Origin of the sequence: Pseudomonas sp. RIT-PI-a, from assembly GCF_001187875.1 — a bacterium.
GTDB classification, from domain to species: Bacteria; Pseudomonadota; Gammaproteobacteria; order Pseudomonadales; family Pseudomonadaceae; genus Aquipseudomonas; species Aquipseudomonas coleopterorum.
Genome location: NZ_LGIR01000033.1, coordinates 92,800 through 116,614, shown reverse-complemented (window position 1 = coordinate 116,614; position 23,815 = coordinate 92,800). Strand labels below are relative to the sequence as shown.

16 protein-coding genes and 3 tRNA genes are annotated in these 23,815 nt (G+C 64.3%); 18 read left to right on the top strand and 1 reads right to left on the bottom strand.

What is annotated here, in order from left to right; all coding sequences use genetic code 11:
• Nucleotides 1–65 precede the first annotated feature (65 nt).
• A complete protein-coding gene (gene mnmC, locus AC788_RS19435; RefSeq protein WP_049862184.1) occupies nucleotides 66–2,039 on the bottom strand; it encodes a bifunctional tRNA (5-methylaminomethyl-2-thiouridine)(34)-methyltransferase MnmD/FAD-dependent 5-carboxymethylaminomethyl-2-thiouridine(34) oxidoreductase MnmC in 1,974 nt (657 codons plus the stop codon).
• A 176-nt stretch (nucleotides 2,040–2,215) separates the two neighbouring features.
• Here mnmC and AC788_RS19430 point away from each other — a divergent pair, with 176 nt between their 5' ends.
• The 18 genes from AC788_RS19430 (at nucleotide 2,216) to AC788_RS19345 (ending at nucleotide 23,813) form a co-directional block, all read left to right on the top strand.
• Nucleotides 2,216–6,499 carry an NEL-type E3 ubiquitin ligase domain-containing protein gene (locus AC788_RS19430; RefSeq protein ID WP_082223726.1) on the top strand — a complete coding sequence of 1,428 codons (4,284 nt, stop codon included), beginning with the start codon at nucleotides 2,216–2,218 and terminating at the stop codon, nucleotides 6,497–6,499.
• A gap of 21 nt (nucleotides 6,500–6,520) precedes the next feature.
• Nucleotides 6,521–8,014: a polyphosphate:AMP phosphotransferase gene (gene pap, locus AC788_RS19425; RefSeq protein WP_049862182.1), complete on the top strand. Its 1,494-nt coding sequence runs from the start codon at nucleotides 6,521–6,523 to the stop codon at nucleotides 8,012–8,014.
• Between the two features lie 219 nt (nucleotides 8,015–8,233).
• Entirely contained in the window at nucleotides 8,234–9,241 is a 1,008-nt protein-coding gene (locus AC788_RS19420) for an aspartate-semialdehyde dehydrogenase (RefSeq protein WP_049862181.1), read from the top strand.
• A 127-nt stretch (nucleotides 9,242–9,368) separates the two neighbouring features.
• Complete coding sequence (locus AC788_RS19415; RefSeq protein ID WP_049862180.1) at nucleotides 9,369–11,858, top strand: FimV/HubP family polar landmark protein; 2,490 nt, start codon at nucleotides 9,369–9,371, stop codon at nucleotides 11,856–11,858.
• Between the two features lie 125 nt (nucleotides 11,859–11,983).
• Complete coding sequence (truA, locus tag AC788_RS19410; protein ID WP_049862179.1) at nucleotides 11,984–12,856, top strand: tRNA pseudouridine(38-40) synthase TruA; 873 nt, start codon at nucleotides 11,984–11,986, stop codon at nucleotides 12,854–12,856.
• A 39-nt stretch (nucleotides 12,857–12,895) separates the two neighbouring features.
• A complete protein-coding gene (locus tag AC788_RS19405) occupies nucleotides 12,896–13,522 on the top strand; it encodes a phosphoribosylanthranilate isomerase (protein WP_049862178.1) in 627 nt (208 codons plus the stop codon).
• A gap of 164 nt (nucleotides 13,523–13,686) precedes the next feature.
• A complete protein-coding gene (gene accD, locus AC788_RS19400; RefSeq protein WP_049862177.1) occupies nucleotides 13,687–14,607 on the top strand; it encodes an acetyl-CoA carboxylase, carboxyltransferase subunit beta in 921 nt (306 codons plus the stop codon).
• Complete coding sequence (folC, locus tag AC788_RS19395; protein WP_049862176.1) at nucleotides 14,604–15,911, top strand: bifunctional tetrahydrofolate synthase/dihydrofolate synthase; 1,308 nt, start codon at nucleotides 14,604–14,606, stop codon at nucleotides 15,909–15,911. Before accD ends, folC begins: the two co-directional genes overlap by 4 nt.
• Complete coding sequence (locus AC788_RS19390; RefSeq protein ID WP_049862175.1) at nucleotides 15,895–16,536, top strand: SPOR domain-containing protein; 642 nt, start codon at nucleotides 15,895–15,897, stop codon at nucleotides 16,534–16,536. Before folC ends, AC788_RS19390 begins: the two co-directional genes overlap by 17 nt.
• A gap of 181 nt (nucleotides 16,537–16,717) precedes the next feature.
• Nucleotides 16,718–17,275: a CvpA family protein gene (locus AC788_RS19385; RefSeq protein WP_049862174.1), complete on the top strand. Its 558-nt coding sequence runs from the start codon at nucleotides 16,718–16,720 to the stop codon at nucleotides 17,273–17,275.
• Between the two features lie 41 nt (nucleotides 17,276–17,316).
• Nucleotides 17,317–18,822, top strand: coding sequence for an amidophosphoribosyltransferase (gene purF / locus AC788_RS19380; protein WP_049862173.1), 1,506 nt, complete (start codon nucleotides 17,317–17,319; stop codon nucleotides 18,820–18,822).
• Between the two features lie 14 nt (nucleotides 18,823–18,836).
• Complete coding sequence (locus AC788_RS19375) at nucleotides 18,837–20,048, top strand: O-succinylhomoserine sulfhydrylase (protein ID WP_049862172.1); 1,212 nt, start codon at nucleotides 18,837–18,839, stop codon at nucleotides 20,046–20,048.
• A 218-nt stretch (nucleotides 20,049–20,266) separates the two neighbouring features.
• Nucleotides 20,267–20,342, top strand: a tRNA-Val gene (locus AC788_RS19370).
• A gap of 68 nt (nucleotides 20,343–20,410) precedes the next feature.
• Nucleotides 20,411–20,487, top strand: a tRNA-Asp gene (locus AC788_RS19365).
• Between the two features lie 94 nt (nucleotides 20,488–20,581).
• Nucleotides 20,582–20,658: transfer RNA gene (locus tag AC788_RS19360), tRNA-Asp, on the top strand.
• Nucleotides 20,659–20,788: 130 nt separating this feature from the next.
• Nucleotides 20,789–20,983 carry a DUF1289 domain-containing protein gene (locus AC788_RS19355; RefSeq protein ID WP_049862171.1) on the top strand — a complete coding sequence of 65 codons (195 nt, stop codon included), beginning with the start codon at nucleotides 20,789–20,791 and terminating at the stop codon, nucleotides 20,981–20,983.
• A gap of 112 nt (nucleotides 20,984–21,095) precedes the next feature.
• Nucleotides 21,096–22,277, top strand: a complete 1,182-nt coding sequence (gene rluB / locus AC788_RS19350; protein WP_049862170.1) for a 23S rRNA pseudouridine(2605) synthase RluB — start codon at nucleotides 21,096–21,098, stop codon at nucleotides 22,275–22,277.
• 162 nt (nucleotides 22,278–22,439) lie between these two features.
• Nucleotides 22,440–23,813: an amino acid permease gene (locus AC788_RS19345; protein WP_049862169.1), complete on the top strand. Its 1,374-nt coding sequence runs from the start codon at nucleotides 22,440–22,442 to the stop codon at nucleotides 23,811–23,813.
• Nucleotides 23,814–23,815: the final 2 nt, after the last annotated feature.

Here is a 23,815-nt window from a genome sequence, read left to right as displayed (position 1 = left end):
GCCGCGACGCTCACGCCTCGGCAGCGGAAGGGGCTGTGACTGTGAGTACCGGCCCCCAAGCAGGTTCAAGCTTTGTTGCGTATCAGGCGCCGCAGCGCGAAGCGGTTTGGATGACACGCCCAGGCCACCTCGCGTGGCAGCGGCAGAGGTTCGTTGTCCAACCAGGCAGCGATCAGTTCCCCCGAGAGCGGGGCAGTGATCAGCCCCCGCGAGCCATGCCCGCTGTTCACGTACAGCCCCGGCAGCCACGGGCAAGACTGCTCGGGCACCTGACGGGCGTCCTTGGCCAGGATCGCAAAGCGCTCGGCGAAGGCCTGAGCGTCGGCTACCGGCCCGATGATGGGCAGGTAGTCAGGGCTGGTGCAGCGAAATCCGGCCCGGCCTTGCAGTTGCTCGATAGGCATTGAGGCGCTGTCGATGCGACTCGCCAGATCCGGGGAAATGGCTTCGAGCAGCGTCAGGTTGTCGAGGTTGTCGGCCTGGGTCGGTGTCAGGTCGTCGCTGTGGAAATCGAAGCTGGCGCCCAGCGTGTGTTCGCCCGAACGGGCAGGGGCAACGTAGCCTTCGGCGCAGACCACCGTCGACAGCGCAGCGCTGCGCGCCGTTTCGGGCAGGCGGGTGATCTGTCCGCGAATGCGCTTGAGCGGCAGCGTGGCGGTCTGGGCAAAGGCCCGGACCTGGGCGGCGCAAGTCAGCACGGCCACCGGCGCACTGGCCAGGTGGTGGTCACCGTCGAAGGCCTGCCATTGACCGTCGAGGTAGCGCAGTTCGGCCACGTGATGATGGCGCAGCAAGGTGATGCGCGGATGGCGGGCCAGATGCTCGCAGAGCGCAGGCGGGTGGACCCAGCCACCCTCGGGGTAGAACAGACCGCCGCTGGGCAGTTCGACACCCGCCAGCGCTTGGGCTTCGAGACGATCCAGTCGGTGCAGCAGTTCGGGTTGGAATGCATCGGCCAGTTGCTGCTGGCGCTGCGCTTCCTTGTCGTCGAAGGCCAGTTGCAGCACGCCGCAGGCATCCCAGTCGTGCCCGCGTTGCAGTTGTTCGAGCAGGCGACGGGTGTGGCCGAAGCCGGCCAGGATCAACTGCGAAAGCGCCGTGCCGTGGGCTGACAGCTTCAAGTACAGCACGCCCTGGGGATTGCCCGACGCTTCCTGGGCGACCTCGGCATGCCGTTCGAGCAACGACACGCGCCAGCCGCGCGCCGCCAGGCTGGCTGCGGTGGCGCACCCTGCCAGGCCGGCACCGATGACCAGCGCGTGGCGCTCACCCGTGAGCGGCTCGGGGCGGGCGAACCAGGGCTTGGCCGCAGGCGCAGGCGCGCCGCTATCGCCCAGGAATACGCCTCGGGACACATGCCATTTGTTGCCGATGCCCGGCACCCGTTTCATCTTGAAGCCGACCGCCGCCAGACCGCGGCGCACCCAGCCGGTACTGGTGAACGTTGCCAGCGTCGCCCCGGGCGCCGCCAGCCTCGCCAGCTCGGCGAACAGCTCGGGGGTCCACATGTTGGGGTTGCACGCCGGGGCGAAACCATCCAGAAACCAGGCGTCGACCTGGCCCTCGAGGCATGGCAGCTGCTCCAGCGCATCGCCGATCAGCAGCGTCAGGGTGACCCGGCCGCCGTCGAAGATCAGCCGCTGGAAGCCTTCATGCACGGCCACATACTGCCTCAGCAATGCGTCGCTGTAGGCCGACAGTTCCGGCCACAGGGCCAGGGCACGGGTCAGGTCTGCGGCGCTCAGGGGGTATTTTTCCACGCTGATGAAATGCAGACGGGCGCCCGGTGCGGCCGAGGCGGCGAAACATTGCCAGGCGCAGAGAAAACTCAGCCCGGTGCCGAAGCCGGTCTCCCCGATCACCAGACGACCGTCGTCCGGAAGGGCGGCGAAGCGTGCGGCCAACTGATTCTGCTCGATGAACACATGGCGGGTTTCGGCCAGGCCGTCGGCGGCGAAATACACGTCGCCAAAGGCGCGCGATCGAGGGTGACCGGTGTCGGTCCAGTCCAGCTGGGCGAGAAGGCTCGGGGTTTTCATGACGGCTTCGGCAATGGGCAAGCGGGCATTGTAACGCGCAGGCCTGGGTTCGCGAGCGCAAGGACGCTTGGGCCGCAGCGCAGCTCTTGGCCGTCTTCAGGTGGTGATTAATACACGTCCCGGCAGGTTCCGCACTGGCTACCGTGCACGCTTCCTCTTTCGGCAAGGAGCCGAGCATGCACACGATCTACCCCCCAATGAGTGAAGCGGCCAGTGCCCGAGACAGTCGCCACGCACGCATCGTCGCGCAGCGGCTGCCCACCTGGTTGACCCAGGCCAGCCCGGCGATGCGCCAGGCCTTGAGCGCCAGTCAGAACGAGAGCCATGCCGCCAAGCTGGCCCTTGCTCCAGTGCTGGCCGAGTTGCGCGATGTCACCGAGTTCTGCGCCGACCTGGTGAGCGAAGCGATCCGCGAGCAGTTTCAACTCGACATCGACCCGCGTCGTTATTCGTTGGTGCGCGCCATGCACAACGTTGGGATGGGGTTCAGCCACCGCTGGCCCATCGAGCAGAACCTGCTGGTTGCCGCCATGCAGAACTTCGAGGCGAACCTGCAGTTTGCGCAGGGTTCGATGGTGCTGCCGGTCGGCGGGGTCGAGTACGTCACGGCCGACAAGGACATCGATTTCCGCGCCCGCAGCGACAAGCCGGCGATCGCCATCGATCCGAAGCGATTCACCACGATGTGCCGCAGCCTGGACTTGGGCAAGCAGTACCAGGCTCATCTGGATACGGTGTTCAAACCCGAACACGTGGCGGCACTGTTCAAGCGCAATGATCGCGCCCACTTTGCGGTGCTGACCCACATCGCCCGGTTGCGTGACGATATCGACGAAGATGCCTACCGCATGCTCCTGCAGGTTGCCGAAGGTGCAACGCCGGCCTGGGCGGGCAACGCGGTGCGCTATCACTGGCTGCGTCTGCTGGGCAGCGCCGATTTCGCCGCCGTGGCGCTCTACGGCGTGCAGTTGATCGAATCGACCGTGGATGGCCGCTGCGTGGTGCTGATGCCGGGCGAGCCGGATCATCCGGTCAAGCAATACCCGTCGTTCAAGGCCTTTGCCGCAGCATTGGGAGAGAAGCTGAAGCAGACCGATTTCCGAAGCTATTTCGGCGCACTGGCTGGCGAGAAGTTCGCCGCACCGTTCATCCAGCGTCTGCTGCAACGGCTCGACAACCCGGCTGGCGATTGGCAACAGCACCTGAACCTGGAAAAGCGCCCGGTGCTGGGCGATCTTTTCGAGTTGCAGCACAGCGATCGCTTGATCAAGGTCTACCAGGATGCCCGAGTGATGGCGGTGCCGACCGCCGATGAAGACGCCATTGCCCTGGAGCGTGAGCGTCGACGGTACCTGGGTGCTGGCATGACTCTGCTCAATATTGCCGGGCTGCTGGTCCCGGCACTGGGTACGGCGATGCTCGCCTGCGCTGCTGCACAGTTGCTGCATGAGGTGCTCAGCGGCATCGACGATTGGCGCCGGGGCGATGACCACGCCGCGTTCACCCACGTCATGGGCGTGGCCGAGAACCTGGCGACCATGGCGGTCTTCGCAGGCGCCGTGCACGCCGGCCGGACATGGATAGCGCCCAAAGTGCCCGAAGTGGCTGCCCAGACCCAGTTGGCAGAGCTGATACCGGTAACGCTCACTGACGGTCGCCATCATCTCTGGCATCCCAACCTGGACGAATACGTCGCCGTTCAGGCCCTGCCTGCCGATTTGCTGCCAGAAACCGATCGCCTCTACCACGATGAAACGCGTGACAGCGTAGTCATCGATGGTCGCGTCCACGACCTGCGCTTCGACGATCGCTACCGGCAATGGCGCATCACTCACCCAAGCGACACACAGGCCTATGAGCCCCTTATTGAAGAAACCAGTACGGGTTGGCGACTGGCCGCCGAGCAGCAACCCGAGGCACCTGGCACTACGCTACGTGACCGCCTGGGCTGGCGGCTGTCAGGCATGGAGCCGCAGGATCTTCACCATGCCCTGGCCAGCACCGGTCTGCCACAGGCCGCATTGGACGACATCCATGCCCAGGCCGATCAACCCGCCGCCCTGCTGACCGACGCGCTGCAACGCTTCGCCCTGCATCGTCAAATGCAAAGGGCCGGACTGGCCGACGACGCCGCTCAGGCCCGGTTCGAAGCACTCTACGACGCCACCCATTTCGGCAGCGGCCCTGCCAGCCAACTGATTCGTCGCGATTTTCCTGCCCTGAGCGTGGCAGCCGCCGAAGAGGTGTTGCTTGATGTACCGCCGGGCGAACAGGCGCAGATGCTGTCCAACCGCCGCATTCCCCTGAAACTGGCCGAACGTGCCCGCATCTATCAGCAGTGCCAACGCCTGAACCGCGCGTTCGAAGGCCTGTGCTTCAGCGTCGCGCAGTCGGTGGACAGCCTCGAGCTGGAGCAGGCCATCAAGGTGGTGCTGGGTGAAACCGCCCAGGCCGATGCGGTGCGTGACTACGCTTTCGCCCATCGCGACGACTGTGCCCGCTGGCTGGGGCAGACGCCGTCGCCGGATCGCTTCAGAGCACCGATGCGCGATAGGTACGGGCGCGCGGGTTACCCCATGAGCGGCCGGCGCGAGGTGGCCCTGTCGCGCCGAGTGCTGGTGGCGCGCATTCGTCGTGTCTACCCCGGCACCAGCGAACGGGCCGCGCGCGAATTGTTGGGATTGTACGAGGAGACCGGCATGAGTCGCGCCGGCATCATGCAGGGGTTGGACAACCTCACCTACGAGCGCGGGCAAATGCACGCTCAACTGGAAGCCTGGTCCCGTCGACCGGCGCCGGCCAATCTACCGGCGCGGTACAACGCCAGCAGCGGCGACCTGGTGTACTACCGCGCCGACGTCACGGCACGCCTGGACATTGCCTGGCGCCGCCAACTGCCCTCCGAGCGCGCCGCCCATGGCTTCAACTATTACCTCAACCTCACCTACGTGCCGCTGCTCGACTTTCCCGCCCTGAGCGCTGACCTGCGCTTCGTCACACACCTGAACCTGACCGGCAGCACGATAGATGCTCAGGCGCTGACCAACCTATTGGGCAGCTTTGCGCAACTGCGCAGTTTGACGCTGCGTGAATGCGCCCTCGGCCATCTACCCGAAGCGGTCGATCGGTTGACTCAACTGACCGAGCTGGACTTGACGTTATGCAATCTGACCCTGGATCAGGCGTTACTCGACCGGCTTGGCCGCCTGCCCAATCTGAGCATGCTGAACCTGAGCGGCAACACCGTGGGCCAGATCGCTTCGTCCAGCGGCTTCGCCCAGCTTCAGCAACTGAACCTGGCAGGCCTGGCTCTGCCTCATTGGCCGCAGTGGGCTTCGCGCCTGCCAGCGTTGCGTACCTTGAACCTGTACCGCACTCGACTGCGTCACATCCCCGATGCAGTATTTACCGAAATGGCCGAGGAGCGCAGTGTCGATGTCTTTCTCGATCGTAATTCGTTGGACACTCAAACGCTGCGTCAGCTGGGCAGCGCACGGCCGCAACGACGGTTCCAGTTTTATACCCACCGCACCAACGACGTCCGTCCGACTCGGGTGGGACGGCCTTCGGTCGACCCCTGGCTGCAGGGTGCCAGTGAAGTGGAGCGACGCCATCGGGCGCAGCTTTGGCAGGGACTGACCGAAGAAGAGGGGTCGGCGGCCTTCATCGACCTGATCGACAATCTGCGCCGTACGCCGGATTTCATCAGCAATGCGGCCGAAATGACGCGGCGCGTGTGGAACGTCATCGTCGGTGCCTCCGCGAATCGTCAGTTGCGCCAGCGTCTCTACACCATGGCCGAGCAGTTGGACACCTGCGTGGATGGCGAGCGGCTGATGTTCAGCGACATGGAGGTGCAGGTGCTGCAGCACGACGCCCTGCAAGGTGCCACTTGGGCGCAGCGTGGCCAGCGCCTTTATGAACTGGCCCGTGGGTTGTTCAGGCTCGACCAGCTCGAAGCCATCGCCCGCCGTATCATCACCGAGCGCCGACGCCGGGGCATCGTCGTCGATGAAGCGGAAGTGCGCATGGCCTTGCGGACCTACCTGGCTCGTCGTCTGAGCTTGCCCGGGCAGCCGCACAGCATGGCGTATGCGGCGACTGCCGGCATTGGTGTCGAGATCTACGACGCGGCGCAGACCGAGGTCCTGCAAGCCGAAAACGGATCGGCCTTCGCGACGTTCATGCCGCGTCAGACCTTCTGGGCCGACTACCTGCGCGAACGCTACGCACGAACCCTGGAGGTGCGCCTGGCGCCCTTCGCCGACGAACTCACTGCGCTCGATGACAGCCAGGAGCCGGGCAGCAGTGGTGATTACCTGCGTCGCGCCAACGACATCGCCCGGCGTCGCCAGGACGCCGAGAACACCTTGCTTGCCGAACTAACCCTGCTCGAACAGGTCGGCTTCAATAGTGATACACAGCGTAGCCCCGAGCCCAGCGAGGTTCAGTCAAGCTAACCGACGAGGAATGCCTGCCCCATGTTCGAATCTGCCGAAATTGGTCATGCCATCGACAAGGACACCTATGAAGCGCGCTTGCCAGCCCTGCGCGAAGCGCTGCTCGAGGCCCAGTACGAGCTCAAGGAGCAGGCGCGCTTTCCGGTGATCGTGCTGATCAATGGGGTCGAAGGGGCCGGCAAGGGCGAGACGGTCAAGTTGCTCAACGAATGGATGGACCCGCGCCTGATCGAGGTGCGGACCTTCGACGACAAGACCGACGAAGAACTCGCCCACCCACCGGCCTGGCGCTACTGGCGTCAGCTGCCGGCCAAAGGCCGCATGGGCGTGTTCTTCGGCAACTGGTACAGCCAGATGATCCAGGATCGCGTCCATGGCGATATCAAGGACGGCCGTCTGGAACAGGCCATCAACGGTGCGCAGCGGCTGGAGCGGATGCTCTACGACGAAGGCGCGCTGATCTTCAAATTCTGGTTCCATCTGTCCAAACAGCAGATGAAGGCGCGGCTCAAGTCGCTGCGTGACGATCCATTGCACAGCTGGCGAATCAGCCCGCTGGACTGGCAACAGTCCAAGACCTACGACCGCTTCGTACGCTTCGGCGAACGCGTGGTCCGCAGGACCGACCGCGACTATGCGCCGTGGCATGTGATCGAAGGTGCCGATGCCCACTACCGCAGCCTGGCGGTGGGACAGATCATTCTCGAAGGTTTGCAGGCGGCGCTGAAGACGCCCGTCGAGCCTAAGGCTCAGGCTGTGGCCACTTTGGGCGAGAGCATCGACAAACGCAGCCTGATCGGCAGCCTGCACCTGAGCAAGCGGCTGGAAAAAGACGATTACGAACGCCAACTGATCGCCGAGCAGGCGCGTCTGGCCGGGCTGATGCGCGACAAGCGCATGCGCCGTCATGCCTTGGTGGCCGTGTTCGAAGGCAACGATGCGGCCGGCAAGGGCGGTGCGATCAAACGCGTCGCCGCTGCGCTGGACCCGCGCCAGTACCACATCGTGCCCATCGCCGCGCCCACTCAGGACGAACTGGCCCAGCCCTACCTGTGGCGGTTCTGGCGCCAGCTGCCGGCGCGCGGCAAATTCACCGTGTTCGATCGCTCCTGGTATGGCCGCGTGCTGGTGGAACGGGTCGAGGGTTTTTGCAGTGCGTCTGATTGGATGCGTGCCTACAGCGAAATCAACGACTTCGAAGAACAACTCACCGAGGCGGGCGTGGTGCTCGTCAAATTCTGGCTGGCCATCGACGAGCAGACCCAGCTCGAGCGCTTCAAGGAGCGCGAGCAGATCCCCTTCAAGCGTTTCAAGATCACCGAAGACGATTGGCGCAACCGTGAGAAATGGGGCGCCTATCGCGATGCCGTGGGCGACATGGTCGACCGCACCAGCAGCGAAGTGGCACCCTGGACGCTGGTGGAGGCCAATGACAAGCGTTGGGCACGGGTCAAGGTGCTGCGCACGATCAACGACGCACTCGAAGCGGCGTTCAAAAGAGACAAAAAGGACTGAGCGATCGCATCGCACCGTTCACGGCCGATGACCGCTCCTACTTCTGGCGTGCGCATGTTCGTAGGAGCGGTCCGTGGCCGCGAAGAGTGCGCTGCGCTCGTTCAGGCGAGCCACGGCGTCTGTTTCGCGCCGATGACCGCTGCTACGGGATGCGACGCGGACAAAACGGTCGATAACCGATAGAGTGCGCGGCCTGTTCATACTTCGAGGACCCTGCCCATGCCCCAGACTTTCGACATCGCCGTGATCGGCGCCACCGGTACGGTCGGCGAAACGCTTGTGCAGCTGCTGGAAGAACGGGACTTTCCGGTCGGGGCATTGCATCTGCTGGCCAGCAGCGAATCGGCTGGCGCGTCGGTCGCGTATCGCGGCAAGAACGTGCGTGTGCGTGAAGTCGATCAGTTCGATTTCAGTCTGGTCAAATGGGTGTTTTTCGCGGCCGGTCCCGCAGTGACCCGCAGCTTCGCCCCGCGTGCGACGGCGGCCGGTTGCACGATCATCGATCTTTCGGGCGGCCTGCCGGTGAACGAGGCGCCCAATGTGGTGCCGGAAGCCAACGCCGCCATACTTGCCGATCTACCGGTGCCCGTGCAGGTGGCCAGCCCCAGCGCCGCCGCCATTGCCCTGGCCGTGATCCTGGCGCCCCTGCGCGCTGTGCTGGATCTCCAGCAGGTCCACGTCACGGCGTGCCTGGCCGTGTCGGCCCTTGGTCGCGAAGCGGTCAGCGAACTGGCCCGGCAGACTGCCGAACTGCTCAATGTACGGCCGCTGGAGCCGCGCTTCTTCGACCGCCAGATGGCCTTCAACCTGCTGGCGCAGGTTGGCACGCCCGACGCGCAGGGCCATGTGCCGCTGGAACGCCGTCTGGTGAGCGAACTGCGTGAGCTGCTCGGCATGCCGACCTTGAAGATTTCGGTGACCTGCGTGCAGGCCCCGGTGTTCTTCGGCGACAGCTACAGCATCGCCGTGCAGAGCGGCACCGCGCTCGACCTTGCCGCCGTCAACCAGGTCCTGGCGACAGCGCCGGGTATCGAAACGGTGGAAGACGACTACCCTACAGCGGTGGGCGATGCGGTGGGCCAGGACGTGGTGTACGTGGGCCGTGTGCGTACCGGCATCGATGATCCTCAGGCGCTGAGCCTGTGGGCCACGGTGGACAACGTGCGCAAGGGTGCAGCCCTGAATGCGGTACAAGTGGCCGAGTTGTTGATTAAAGGTCATGGCTAAAAGATACTTGCCGACAATTTGCAGAGAGTTGGCACGCTTTGCCCAGCTGATCGCGTGTAACAGTCGTTCGTGCGACAGTGCAAGCTTCTTCTCGCTTGCCGAGGAATGTTCAAACAAGGATTAGGCCATGGTTCAAGTTCGCAAACTGGTGTTAGCAATGGCTGCCGCTTCGGCGTTGTCCTCCGGTATCGCCAACGCCCTGGAGCTGGGGGAATTGACCCTCAGGTCCGCGGTGAACCAGCCTCTGCTGGCCGAGATAGAACTGCTCGACGTGCGCGGCCTGAGCGCCGCCGAGGTCCAGCCTGTGTTGGCTCCGGCCGAGGAGTTCAGCAAGGCGGGCGTCGAGCGCCAGGCGTTTCTGGACAGCCTGCGCTTCACGCCGGTGATCAACGCCAATGGCCGCAGCGTCATCCGTGTGACCTCGACCCAACCCTTGTCCGCGCCGCTGGTGAAGTTCCTGGTTCAGGTCAACTTCCCCAGCGGTCGTCTGCTGCGCGACTACAGCATGCTGCTCGATCCGGCGCAGTTTGCACCTCAGGCCGCGCAAGCCGCGCAGAACGCTCCTCGACCCGCCGTGAGTGCGCCGGCGGCCACCGTCAACCAGGCGTCCTACACAACCGGTTCGCGCGATACGCTGTGGGAGATCGCCGCGCGCAATCGCCAGGGCGGTTCGGTCCAGCAGGCCATGCTGGCCATTCAGGCGCTCAACCCCGACGCGTTCCTGGACGGTAACATCAACCGTCTCAAGACCGGGCAGGTCCTGCGCATGCCTGACGTGCAGCAGACATCGGCCACTGCGCCTGGGCCGGCAGTGGCCGAAGTCGCGCGACAGAATGCTGCGTGGCGCGAAGGCCGTCGGCTGGGCCCGCGTGCCCAGCAGGTCGACGCCACGCGGCGCGGCAATGGCACGCCAGCCCCGGCTGCTGCGCCACCGCAGGACAACCTCAGCCTGGTGTCGGGTGCCAGCGAGGCCAACGGTCCGGCAGGCGATGCCAAGGCATTGGACCAGAAGCTTGCCGTGACCCAGGAAGCGCTGGATGCCACCCGGCGTGACAACGAAGAGCTGCGCAGCCGCAACGCCGACCTGCAGAGCCAGCTCGACAAGTTGCAGAAGCTGATCCAGCTCAAAAACGCCCAACCGGCCAAGATGCAGGCGGCGGGCGCCGATGTGCCGGTGCCTGCCGAAGCCCTGGTCCCGGCCGAGGCGCTGGCGCCCACAGCCGATGGCAGCGCGCCTGCCACCGGTGACCCCACTGCGACAACCAACGCCGAGCTGGTTCCGGCACCGACCGTGCCGGGTGCCACCGAACAGGTCAACCCGGACGCTGCCGCCAGTACGCCGGTAGCGCCTCAGGGTGAGCCGCTGGACGCCGTCAACGATCCGGCCGACGACGCCGCCTCCGACCAGCCCGCCGACAATTCCACCCTGCTGATGGTGGTCGGTGCCAGCGCCCTGGCCGCGCTGCTATTGCTGCTGCTGTTGCTGGCCCGCCGCCGCAAGGCGCAGCAGGAAGCCGAAAAGCACATGCGCATGGCCCGTGCCCTGGCCGAAGAGCCGGAGCACGGCCCGGACCTCGACCTGCCGCCCAACAGCTTCGAAGGGCTGGAGCGCCCGGCCGCGACCGTGCACCTGACCCCGGCCATGGTCGCCGCCTCGGTAGCCGGCGCCCGAGCCAGCGCCGCGCCTTCCACGTTCGCTGCGGCGCCTGAGCAGACCGTACTGCCCACGCCACCACTGCGCCCCAGCATCGACACCGATGAAGGTCTGTTCGCGGAAGTGGAACAGAGCATTGCGCGGGGCCGTCTCAATCACGCCGCCGAACTGCTGGAAGCTGCGACCGAACGTGAACCCAAGCGCAGCGACCTGCGCTTGAAGCTGATGGAAGTCTACGGCTTGCAAGGTGACCGCGATGGTTTCGTCAGTCAGGAGCGACAGCTGATTGCCACGGGCCAGAACCACGCCGATGTCGAGCGCTTGAAGACCCGCTTCCCGGCCATGCTCGGCGCCGCTGCGGCAGCTGCCGGTGCGGCGGCGGTTGCTGCGCAAATGGATGCGGAGTATGTCAAGCAGCTGCTGCAGGACGAGCCTGGCGCGGCCGATTCGCTGGACGGTACCTTCGACACCGATTTCGATCTGAACCTGGACGACACTCAGGACACCGCGCCCACCACGGACAGCAACATCGATTTCGACACCCTGCTGGCCGAACAGAAAGCGGCAGCCGCGAGCCCGGCCGACGACAACGACACCACGTTGCCGGAAGATTTCGACCTGTCTCTGGCCGAAGATGCTCAAGAGCCGCAAACGCCGGAGTCGCGCCTGACCGAGATCAACGCGGAGCTGGAAAAACTCTCCGACGGCTTTGCGCGCACACCTATGGCCGAACCGTTCGCCACGCCACCCAAACCCGAAGACCTCCCGCCGATCGAAGGCGAAGATGATTTCGACTACCTCGACGGTGGCGACGAGGCCGGCACCAAGCTGGACCTGGCCCGTGCCTACATCGAAATGGGCGACAACGACGGCGCGCGCGACATCCTGGGTGAAGTGCTCAAGGAAGGCAGCGCCGGGCAGCAGGGCGAGGCACGCGAAATGCTGGGGCGTATCAGCCGATAATCCGGGGGTGCCGTCGCCGGCCCCCTGTGGGAGCGGGCTCTGCCCGCGAAGGCGGCGGGCCAGGCGCCGCAATTTCAGGATCCGGTATAATCGCCGCCATCGCTTAACCAACAGGCTGCAACTTCGTGCAAAACATCGACAACTCGGCCGCCGAATCGGCGGCCGACGGCTTTTACCGTATCGCGCTGGGCGTGGAGTACAAAGGTTCGCGCTATCGCGGCTGGCAGCGCCAGGCGTCGGGCGTGCGCACCGTCCAGGAAACCCTCGAAGACGCTCTGGGCAAGGTCGCAGCCTCGCCTGTCTCGCTGATGTGCGCCGGCCGCACCGACGCCGGGGTTCACGCCTGCGGCCAGGTGGTGCACTTCGACACCCAGGCCGAACGCAGCATGAAAGCCTGGGTGATGGGCGCCAACATCAACTTGCCCCACGACGTCAGCGTCACCTGGGCCAAGGTCATGCCGCCCAATTTCCACGCGCGCTTCAAGGCCATCGCCCGACGCTACCGCTACGTCATCTACAACGACCAGATCCGGCCCGCGCACCTGGGCGAGGAAATCACCTGGAATCACCGCCCGCTGGACGTCACCCGCATGGCCGCCGCCGCGCAGGCACTGGTCGGTACCCATGATTTCAGCGCCTTCCGCGCCGGTCAGTGCCAGGCCAAGTCGCCGATCAAGCAGCTGCATCACCTGCGGGTCACCCAGCACGGCAAGATGATCGTCATCGACGTGCGCGCCAATGCCTTCCTGCACCACATGGTGCGCAACATCGCCGGCGTGCTGATGACCATCGGCACCGGCGAGCGGCCCATCGAGTGGGCCGCGGAAGTGTTGCAGAGCCGGGTGCGCAGGACTGGCGGTGTCACTGCCCATCCGTTCGGGCTGTACCTGGTGCAGGTCGAGTACCGTGACGAGTTTCCCTTGCCCGAACGCTACATTGGCCCGCACTTCCTGACCGGGTTCGACACACTGGCTGACGTTACCGACAGCATTTGCTAACATCCGCCGTTCCCTAGCCAAGTCGAGGTACTCGCCGACATGTCAGCCGTTCGCAGCAAAATCTGCGGTATTACCCGCATAGAGGATGCTTTGGCCGCTGCGCACGCCGGTGCCGATGCGATCGGGTTGGTGTTCTATGCCAAAAGTCCGCGGGCGGTGAACGTCCAGCAAGCCCGCGCGATCATCGCCGCGCTGCCGCCGTTCGTGACCACCACGGGCCTGTTCGTCAACGCCAGCCGCTGCGAGTTGGGCGAAATCCTCGATGCCGTGCCGCTGGATCTGCTGCAGTTCCATGGCGACGAAACGCCGGCCGAGTGCGAGGGTTACCACCGTCCGTACATCAAGGCCCTGCGCGTGCGCCCCGGCGACGATCTGCAGGCAGCTTGCCGCGCCTATCGCAACGCCAGCGGCATTCTGCTCGACACCTTCGTGGCCGGCGTGCCCGGCGGTACTGGCGAAGCCTTCGACTGGTCGCTGGTGCCCGAGCACCTGGACAAGCCAATCGTGCTGGCCGGCGGACTTCATGCGGGCAACGTCGCCCAGGCCATCACTCAGGTCAAACCCTGGGCGGTGGATGTCAGCGGCGGGGTCGAGTCGAGCAAGGGTATCAAGGACCACGGCAAGATCGACGCTTTCATCAAGGCAGTGCGTGGGAGCGGCATGTGACGGCGCGCTGCCCGGCACCGTCCATACGTTTCGCGAAACGCGCGGCACGCAGGTATCAAGCCTGCGCCACGCTCGCCCACGCATTCGTTTCATATCTGAACACGCTCAAGAGCATGCGCGGGACCTGGCCAGGCCAGCAGTCCCCGGTACTGGAGAAATAAAGCATGAGCAACTGGTTGGTAGACAAGCTGATCCCTTCGATCATGCGATCGGAAGTGAAGAAAAGCTCGGTGCCCGAAGGCCTGTGGCACAAATGCCCGTCCTGCGAAGCAGTGCTGTACCGTCCGGAGCTGGAGAAGACCCTCGACGTCTGCCCCAAGTGCAACCACCACATGCGTATCGGTGCACGTGCGCGCCTGAACATTTTCCTCGACGAAGAGGGCCGTGCCGAGCTGGGCGCCGATCTGGAGCCGGTCGATCGCCTGAAATTCCGCGACGGCAAGAAGTACAAGGATCGCCTGACCGCCGCGCAGAAGCAGACCGGTGAAAAGGATGCGCTGATCTCCATGAGCGGCACCCTGTTGGGCATGCCGGTGGTGGCCAGCGCATTCGAATTTTCCTTCATGGGTGGCTCAATGGGCGCCATTGTTGGCGAGCGCTTCGTGCGCGCTGCCAACTATGCCCTGGAAAATCGCTGCCCGATGATCTGCTTCGCCGCCTCCGGTGGTGCGCGCATGCAGGAAGCGCTGATCTCGCTGATGCAGATGGCCAAGACCTCGGCGGTCCTGGCGCGCCTGCGCGAGGAGGGCATTCCGTTCATTTCGGTGCTGACCGACCCGGTCTACGGTGGCGTTTCCGCCAGCCTGGCCATGCTGGGTGATGTAATCGTTGCCGAGCCCAAGGCGCTGATCGGTTTCGCCGGCCCGCGCGTGATCGAACAGACCGTGCGCGAGAAGCTGCCCGAAGGCTTCCAGCGCAGCGAGTTCCTCATCGAACATGGCGCCATCGACATGATCATTTCGCGCCAGGAGCTGCGTCCGCGCCTGGGCAGCCTGCTGGCCCAGTTCATGGGCCTGCCGACGCCCACCTACGTGGCCGCTCCGATCGAGCCCATCGTGGTGCCACCGGCGCCTGCCAACGTATGACCGAGCGTAGCCTGAGCCAGTGGCTCGCCTACCTGGAGCAGTTGCATCCGGCGGCCATTGATATGGGCCTGGACCGTTGCCGCGAAGTCGCGCAACGCCTGGGCCTGGGCAGGCCGGCCGAACGTGTGGTGACGGTCACCGGCACCAACGGCAAGGGTTCGACCTGCGCCTACATCGCTGCACTGATGCAGGACCGCGAGCTGAAGGTCGGGGTCTATGCCTCGCCGCATCTGTTGCGCTACAACGAGCGGGTCGTGATCGATGGCCAGCAGGCCACCGACGCCCAGTTGTGCGAAGCGTTCACGGCCGTTGAAGCGGCGCGTGGTGCGACCACCCTGACCTATTTCGAGATGGGCACCTTGGCCGCGTTCTGGTTGTTCCAGCGTGCCGAGCTCGACGCCGTGGTTCTGGAAGTCGGCCTGGGTGGTCGGCTCGACGCCGTCAACCTGGTGGATGCCGACCTCGCCGTGATCACCAGCATCGGTCTGGATCATGCCGAATACCTGGGCGATACCCGCGAGTCGGTGGCCTTCGAGAAGGCCGGTATCCTGCGTGCCGGCGTGCCGGCCTTGTGCGGCGATATCGATCCTCCACAGCCATTGCTCGATCAGGTGGCCACCTTGGGCTGTCCGCTCTATCTGCGTGGCCGCGACTACGATTTCACCGAGCATGACGATCACTGGTCGTGGCGAGGCGTGGACGTCGAAGGCTACCCGGTCGAGCTGCTGTCGTTGCCGCTGCCCAGCCTGCCACTGGAGAACGCGGCGCTGGCCCTGCAGGTCTACGTCGCCCTGGATCTGCCGCGCGACGCCGCGCGCATCGGGTGGGCACTGGCCCATACCCGAGTGGCCGGTCGCCTGGATCGCCACCGGGTGAACGTGGCAGGCAAGACGCTCGATATTCTCCTGGACGTGGGTCACAACCCGCACGCTGCGCGCTTCCTGGCCGAGCGTCTGGCGCGCCAGCCTCTGACGGGCCGGCGTCTGGCCGTGTTCGGCCTGCTTGCCGACAAGGATCTGGCCGGTGTGGTCGAGCCATTGGCTCCTGTCATCGCCGAGTGGGCGGTGGCACCGCTGAAAACGCCTCGCACCCGGCCAGCCGCCGAGTTGAATGCTGCACTCCTGAACCTTGGCGCCACCACGACGTCTCATGGCAGCCTCGCCGATGCGCTCGAAGCGCAGTGCGAAGCAGCGGGCGAGGGTGACGAGATTCTGGTGTTCGGCTCGTTCCACTGTGTCGCCCAGGCCTTGAAATGGATGTATGGCAACGTAGAACGGGAGAACGTGGATGGCATTGCCCAGTAAGGTGTTCAAGCAGCGCATGATCGGCGCGTTGGTGCTGATCGCGCTGGCGGTGATTTTCCTGCCGATGCTGTTTTCGCGGCAGGACGACACCGTGCGCCAGGTTCAGGTGCAGGCCCCGGCAGCACCCCAGGCGCCGGCCGCGCCACAGGTACAGGTCGAGCCGGTTGCCGTGCCCGAGCCGCAGATCATCGAGTCCGAGCCAGTGCCTCAGCAGGCCCCGGTGCAGGCGAGCGCGCCGAGCCAGCCCATCCAGCCGGTGCCCACAGCGCCTGCCGCAGCTGCGAAGAAGCCAGTGGAATCGGTGCAGCCCTCGGCACCGATTGCAGCCGCCAAGGTGGCACCGGCTGCCAAGCCGGACACCGCCAGCAAGATCGACCCCAACGGGTTGCCGGTCAGCTGGTCGGTGCAGTTGGCCAGTCTGTCCAACCGTGCCGGCGCCGACGCTCTGCAGAAGAGCTTGCGTACCCAGGGCTACAACGCCTACGTGCGCTCGGCCGATGGCAAGAACCGGGTATTCGTCGGGCCATTGGTCGAACGCGCCGAGGCCGAACGGTTGCGTGACGTGATCAATCGCCAGCAGAAGCTGCAGGGTTTCGTGGTGCGCTTCGAGCCTGAGCGCGGCTGAGGACTTGGTTCGCTGTGGGATCGTGTCGCTTTCCTCGCGGCTGCTGACCGCTCCTACGGGAAGCTATGGGAGCGGTCAGCCGTCGCGAAGGGGCGCGCTGCGGTGCAGGCGACAATCGCCGCTTACTACCGCGCCCGCGCTCTGCTAAAATGCGCCGCCTTATCCGTATGCAGGCCGCACCGTGGCATTTACCTGGGTCGACTGGGCGATCATTGCGATCATCGCCATCTCCGCACTGATCAGCTTGACACGCGGCTTCGTCAAGGAAGCCCTGTCGCTGGTCACGTGGATAGTCGCAGGTGGCGTGGCCTGGCTGTTCGGCGGTTCGCTCGCCGGTTACTTCGAAAATTACATCCAGACGCCATCGGCACGTGTCATCGCAGGCTGTGCCGTGCTGTTCGTGGCCACCTTGCTGGTTGGCGCCATGGTCAACTACCTGATCGGCGAACTCATTCGCGTCACCGGACTGTCGGGCACCGACCGCTTTCTGGGCATGGTCTTCGGCGCCGCGCGCGGTGGCTTGCTGGTGGTGGTGGCCGCCGGACTGCTGAGCCTGGGGCCGGTTCAACAGGATGCCTGGTGGCAGGAATCACGCCTGCTGCCGCAATTTCTTTTGGTTGCTGATTGGTCGAAAAACCTCATCCTGGGGATGTCCAGTCAGTGGCTCGCCAGCGGAATCAGCGCACCGGCTGACATTCCGTTCAAGGAACACCTCTTGCCTGCCGCGAAAGCGCAGTGAGTGGTGCTCAGTTCAGATTCATTAAGTAGGGGTTGCGTCGCATGTGTGGCATCGTCGGTATCGTCGGTAAGTCGAACGTCAATCAAGCGCTGTATGACGCGCTAACGGTCCTCCAACACCGCGGCCAGGATGCTGCCGGTATCGTTACCAGTAGCGATGGCAAGTTGTTCCTGCGCAAGGACAACGGGCTGGTACGGGACGTTTTCCAGCAGCGCCATATGCAGCGGCTGGTCGGGCACATGGGTATTGGCCATGTGCGCTATCCCACGGCAGGCAGCTCGACCTCGGCCGAGGCCCAGCCGTTCTACGTCAACTCGCCCTACGGCATCACCCTGGCGCACAACGGCAACCTGACCAACGTCGAGCAGCTGGCCAAGGAGATCTACGAATCGGACCTGCGTCACGTCAACACCAACTCCGACTCCGAAGTGCTGCTCAACGTCTTCGCCCATGAACTGGCGGTGCGCGGTAAGCTGCAGCCTACCGAGGAAGACGTGTTTGCGGCCGTCACCGACGTGCACAAGCGCTGCACCGGCGGTTACGCAGTGGTGGCCATGATCACCGGCTACGGTATCGTCGGTTTCCGCGACCCGCATGCGATCCGTCCGATCGTGTTCGGCCAGCGGCACACCGACGAAGGCGTGGAGTACATGATCGCTTCCGAAAGCGTGTCCCTGGACGTGCTCGGCTTTACCCTGATCCGCGACCTCGCACCGGGCGAAGCGGTGTACATCACAGAAGACGGCAAGCTGCACACTCGCCAGTGCGCACCCAATCCGCAATACGCGCCGTGCATCTTCGAACACGTCTACCTGGCACGTCCGGACTCCATCATCGATGGCATCTCGGTGTACAAGGCGCGCCTGCGCATGGGCGAGAAGCTGGCCGACAAGATCCTGCGCGAGCGTCCCGAGCACGACATCGACGTGGTCATCCCGATCCCGGACACCAGCCGCACCGCAGCCCTGGAACTGGCCAACCATTTGGGCGTGAAGTTTCGCGAAGGCTTCGTCAAGAACCGCTACATCGGCCGTACCTTCATCATGCCTGGCCAGGCCGCGCGCAAGAAATCGGTACGCCAGAAGCTCAATGCCATCGAGCTGGAATTCCGCGGCAAGAACGTGATGCTGGTGGACGATTCGATCGTACGCGGCACCACCTGCAAGCAGATCATCCAGATGGCGCGCGAAGCGGGCGCCAAGAACGTCTATTTCTGCTCGGCTGCTCCAGCCGTGCGCTACCCGAACGTCTACGGCATCGACATGCCGAGTGCGCATGAGTTGATCGCGCACAACCGCAGTACCCAGGAAGTGGCCGATCTGATCGGTGCCGACTGGCTGATCTACCAGGACCTGCCCGACCTGATCGACGCGGTCGGTGGCGGCAAGGTCAAGATCGAGAACTTCGACTGCGCGGTGTTCGACGGCAAGTACGTCACCGGCGATATCGACGAGTTCTACCTGAGCAAGATCGAACAGGCGCGCAATGACTCCAACAAGAGCAAGTCTCAGGCGGTCAGCGCGATCATAGACCTCTACAACAACTGATTGGGAGCAACGGCATGACACAGGAATGGGATGCCGGGCGACTGGATAGCGATCTGGAAGGGGTGTCCTTCGACACCCTGGCCGTTCGCGCCGGCCAGCACCGCACGCCGGAAGGCGAACACAGCGATCCGCTGTTCTTCACTTCCAGCTACGTTTTCCGTACCGCGGCCGATGCCGCGGCGCGTTTTGCCGGCGAAGTGCCGGGTAACGTCTACTCGCGTTACACCAACCCCACCGTGCGCTCCTTCGAAGAGCGCCTGGCCGCCCTGGAAGGCGCCGAGCAGGCCGTCGGTTTCGCTACCGGCATGGCGGCGATCACTGCGGTGGTCATGAGCCTGTGCAGCGCGGGCGACCATGTGCTGGTTTCGCAGAGCGTGTTCGGCTCGACCATCAGCCTGTTCGAGAAGTACTTCAAGCGCTTCGGTATCGAGGTGGACTACGTGCCACTGGCTGACGTCGGCGGCTGGGAGCGGGCCATCAAGGCCAATACCAAATTGCTGTTCGTCGAGTCACCGTCCAATCCATTGGCCGAGCTGGTCGACATCACCGCCCTGAGCGCAGTGGCCAGGGCCGGTGGTGCGATGCTGGTGGTCGACAACTGCTTCAGCACGCCGGCCTTGCAGCAGCCGCTGGTTCTGGGTGCCGACATCGTCGTGCACTCGGCGACCAAGTTCATCGACGGCCAGGGCCGTTGCATGGGCGGCGCGGTGTGTGGGCGCAGCAAGGAGATGAACGAGGTGCTCGGTTACCTGCGCACCGCCGGTTCGACCCTGAGCCCTTTCAACGCCTGGATCTTCCTCAAGGGTCTGGAAACGCTCAGCCTGCGCATGCGTGCCCATTGCGCCAGTGCCCAGGCGCTGGCCGAGTGGCTGGAAGCGCAGGACGGGATCGAGAAGGTGCATTACTCGGGTCTGGCGAGCCATCCGCAGCACGAGCTGGCCAAGCGTCAGACCAAGGGTTTCGGTGCAGTGGTCAGTTTCGAGGTCAAGGGAGGCAAGGAGGGCGCCTGGCGTTTCATCGATGCCACGCGTCTGATCTCGATCACCGCCAACCTGGGTGACAGCAAGACCACCATCACCCACCCGGCCACCACCTCGCACGGGCGCCTGTCGCCAGCCGAGCGCGAAGCGGCAGGGATTCGTGACAGCCTGATCCGGGTGGCAGTAGGCCTGGAAGACGTGGGCGACCTGCAGGCCGATCTCGCGCGCGGGCTGGCTGCGCTGTAAGCGCTGAGAGCCTCTTCGCGGGCAGAGGGCTCGCCGCCCGCCCCGCTCCCACAGAGTTCTCAGTTGAGCTGGGTTACTGTGGGGGCGGGCTCTGCCCGCGAAGAGGCCCGCAAGGTTTCACAAGCTCTGGGGTTTGACACCTTTTTCAAAAAAACTTCATACAGGGTATTGACTTAGGTTCGGTACCTGCGTAAATTTCGCGGCCTCAGCGAAGCAAAGGGTGATTAGCTCAGCCGGGAGAGCATCTGCCTTACAAGCAGAGGGTCGGCGGTTCGATCCCGTCATCACCCACCATTTCGTTGAAATGCAGCTGAGAACGCAACAGAGAGCAACACGTGCTGAAGTTCGAGAGCACACACTGCGCAGCGGTAGTTCAGTCGGTTAGAATACCGGCCTGTCACGCCGGGGGTCGCGGGTTCGAGTCCCGTCCGCTGCGCCATTTTTTGTACTGATTCGGTTTTCCGGGTCAGTGATCGAGAAACTCGAGAGTTCTCGGTCAACAGGTTTCAAACGGACGCAAGTCCGAGCGATACGCAGCGGTAGTTCAGTCGGTTAGAATACCGGCCTGTCACGCCGGGGGTCGCGGGTTCGAGTCCCGTCCGCTGCGCCATACATAGCTCCGAGGCCCTTGAACTCCTCGAAGCGAACAAAGGAAGCGACCTTAGGGTCGCTTTTTTTGTGGGCGCGATTTGGCGGGGCCGTTGTCCAAACGATTCGGCCATCCTCGAGTACCGTTATCCATGAGCAGCAAGAACCCCTGTATCAGCGTCTGCAAGTTCACCGATGACACCTGCATCGCCTGCGGACGGACCAAGCCTGAGTGCAAGGCCTGGAAGAAGATGGACAAGGATGAGCGCCGCGAGGTGAACGAGCAGGCCGCGCAGCGGTTGAAGGACATGAAGGGCACCGCCAAGCGGAAAAAGAAGAAAGGCTGAAAAAATCGGCTAGCCTTGGATGCGCAACACCCGTGTTGCGCGTATCATTCGCGGCCCTCCGGCGCGCCTGCGCCGAGCAGTATTCCATTCGACCCACCGGGAGGTGCTTACGATGAAAGATCTCGATCAGCAAGACGGCAGCCAGGAAATAGGCCCCGCCGGCGAAAAACTGCAGAAAGTATTGGCCCGTATCGGCGTGGGTTCGCGCCGTGACGTAGAGGCGTGGATCAGCGAAGGCCGGATCAAGGTCAACGCCAAGGTCGCCACCCTCGGTCAGCGCGTCGATCTGCACGACGCCATCACCGTGGACGGCAAGGTGATCAAGCGCGAAGAAGCCTCGGAAACCGTGCGCCGCGTGATCATCTACAACAAGCCTGACGGCGAAATCTGTACCCGCGACGACCCTGAGGGCCGTCCCACCGTCTTCGACCGCCTGCCGCGCCCGCGCGAAGGCCGCTGGATCAACGTCGGCCGCCTGGACATCAACACCACCGGGCTGTTGATGTTCACCACCGATGGCGAGCTGGCCAACCGCCTGATGCACCCGTCGTTCGAAATGGACCGCGAGTACGCCGTACGTGTACGCGGCGAAGTCGACGAAGACATGCTGTTGCGCCTCAAGAACGGCGTGATTCTGGAAGACGGTCCTGCGCGTTTTACCGACATCCAGGAAGCACCGGGCGGTGAAGGCTTCAACCACTGGTACCACTGCGTGGTCATGGAAGGCCGTAACCGTGAAGTGCGTCGCCTGTGGGAATCCCAAGGCCTGGTGGTCAGTCGCCTCAAGCGTGTGCGTTTCGGTCCGGTGTTCCTCAACTCCGACCTGCCGATGGGCCGGTGGCGTGAGCTGACCCAGGGTGAGGTCGATACCCTGAGTGCCGAGGTGGGTCTGGCTGCGGTCGCCATGCCGTCGATGACCACCAAGACCAAGGACAAGCTGGAGCGCATGCAGCGCAAGTCCTCACGTCCCATGGGCCGGGGCGAGCGTGTGCGCACCCTGCGTCCGGCCCACGACGGCGCGCCGTCCACCGAACAGCGCCCGGCTCGCCAGCCGCGTGGCGATTCGGCGCCGGCTTCGCGCAAGGACAGTGGCCGTGGCACGCCTGTGGCCGAGCGTCCGGCGGACATGAACAAGCGCCCGGCCAAGCCTGCGGGCAAGCCAGGTGCCAAGCCTGCGGCCAAGCGTCCAGGCATCAAGCTGGTGGACGACGCGCCTTCGGGCAATCGTCGCGGTCCGGCAGCGGGCACGGGTCAGCGTCCAGGCTTCGGCCGTCGCAAGCCCAAGCCTGAGTAAGGACAGCTGATGTCCACGTGCGCCAACCTTCCAGGGTTGGCGTTTTTTTGTGGGGTGTCGGTGGGGCCTCTTCGCGGGCAGAGACCCGCTCCCACAAGGTCTGCCTGCGGCGGACCATTGCACTCTTGATACCTTGAACGTCGAAGAAGTGACTTCTCCCTGATGACTGAACCAAACCAGCTCAAGCGTGGGCTGAAGAATCGCCACATCCAATTGATCGCCCTGGGCGGAGCCATCGGCACCGGGTTGTTCCTGGGGTCTGCGGGCGTGCTCAAATCGGCCGGACCGTCGATGATCCTGGGTTACGCCATCTGCGGCTTCATCGCCTTCCTGATCATGCGCCAGCTGGGCGAGATGATCGTCGAGGAGCCGGTCGCCGGTTCCTTCAGTCACTTCGCCCATAGCTACTGGGGCCGGTTTCCCGGGTTCCTGTCGGGCTGGAACTGCTGGGTGCTGTACATCCTGGTGGGCATGTCGGAGCTGACCGCCGTCGGCAAGTACGTGCACTACTGGTGGCCGGAGATACCCACCTGGGTGTCGGCCGCGGTGTTTTTCCTGATGATCAATGCTATCAACCTGACCAACGTCAAGGTGTTCGGGGAAGCCGAGTTCTGGTTCGCCATCATCAAGGTGGCGGCGATCGTCGGCATGATCGCCCTGGGCAGCTACCTGCTGGTCAGCGGCAATGGCGGCCCGCAGGCAGGTGTCAGCAACCTTTGGGAGCATGGCGGCTTCTTCCCCAACGGCGTCGGCGGCTTGGTCATGGCCCTGGCGATCATCATGTTCTCCTTCGGCGGCCTGGAAATGCTCGGTTTCACCGCGGCCGAGGCGGACAGCCCGAAGACGGTGATCCCCAAGGCCATCAATCAGGTGATCTACCGTATTCTGATCTTCTACATCGGCGCGCTGGTGGTGCTGTTGTCGCTGACCCCGTGGGATGGCCTGCTGGCCAGCCTGAATGCCTCGGGCGACGCCTACAGCGGCAGTCCGTTCGTGCAGGTGTTCTCGATGCTGGGCAGCGACACGGCGGCGCATGTGCTCAACTTCGTGGTCCTGACCGCAGCCCTGTCGGTGTACAACAGCGGTACCTACTGCAACAGCCGCATGCTGCTGGGCATGGCCGAGCAGGGCGATGCGCCGCGCGCGCTGGCCAAGGTGGATGCGCGCGGCGTACCGGTACGTGCGCTGCTGGTGTCGGCGGCAATCACGCTGGTGGCCGTGGCGTTGAACTACTTCGTGCCACAGCAGGCGCTGGAGCTGTTGATGTCGCTGGTTGTCGCGACCTTGGTGATCAACTGGGCGATGATCAGCTACTCGCACCTCAAGTTCCGCCAGCACCTGCAGCGCCAGGGCCAGGTGCCGTTGTTCAAGGCGCTGTGGTATCCGTACGGAAACTACCTGTGCCTGGCGTTCGTGGCGTTCATCTTGATCATCATGCTGATGATTCCGGGTATTCGCATTTCGGTGTATGCCATTCCACTGTGGGTCGGCGGGATGTACCTGTGCTATCGCCTCAAGCCCAAGCCACTGTCCTGAGC

Coding starts and splice junctions, on each gene's coding strand:
- AC788_RS19355 (WP_049862171.1), top strand. CDS start 20,789: ATGAGCAGCAAGAACCCCTGTATCAGCGTCTGCAAGTTCACCGATGAC.
- pap (WP_049862182.1), top strand. CDS start 6,521: ATGTTCGAATCTGCCGAAATTGGTCATGCCATCGACAAGGACACCTAT.
- AC788_RS19415 (WP_049862180.1), top strand. CDS start 9,369: ATGGTTCAAGTTCGCAAACTGGTGTTAGCAATGGCTGCCGCTTCGGCG.
- accD (WP_049862177.1), top strand. CDS start 13,687: ATGAGCAACTGGTTGGTAGACAAGCTGATCCCTTCGATCATGCGATCG.
- folC (WP_049862176.1), top strand. CDS start 14,604: ATGACCGAGCGTAGCCTGAGCCAGTGGCTCGCCTACCTGGAGCAGTTG.
- AC788_RS19390 (WP_049862175.1), top strand. CDS start 15,895: ATGGCATTGCCCAGTAAGGTGTTCAAGCAGCGCATGATCGGCGCGTTG.
- AC788_RS19345 (WP_049862169.1), top strand. CDS start 22,440: ATGACTGAACCAAACCAGCTCAAGCGTGGGCTGAAGAATCGCCACATC.
- AC788_RS19405 (WP_049862178.1), top strand. CDS start 12,896: ATGTCAGCCGTTCGCAGCAAAATCTGCGGTATTACCCGCATAGAGGAT.
- purF (WP_049862173.1), top strand. CDS start 17,317: ATGTGTGGCATCGTCGGTATCGTCGGTAAGTCGAACGTCAATCAAGCG.
- AC788_RS19430 (WP_082223726.1), top strand. CDS start 2,216: ATGCACACGATCTACCCCCCAATGAGTGAAGCGGCCAGTGCCCGAGAC.
- AC788_RS19375 (WP_049862172.1), top strand. CDS start 18,837: ATGACACAGGAATGGGATGCCGGGCGACTGGATAGCGATCTGGAAGGG.
- rluB (WP_049862170.1), top strand. CDS start 21,096: ATGAAAGATCTCGATCAGCAAGACGGCAGCCAGGAAATAGGCCCCGCC.
- AC788_RS19420 (WP_049862181.1), top strand. CDS start 8,234: ATGCCCCAGACTTTCGACATCGCCGTGATCGGCGCCACCGGTACGGTC.
- mnmC (WP_049862184.1), bottom strand. CDS start 2,039: ATGAAAACCCCGAGCCTTCTCGCCCAGCTGGACTGGACCGACACCGGT.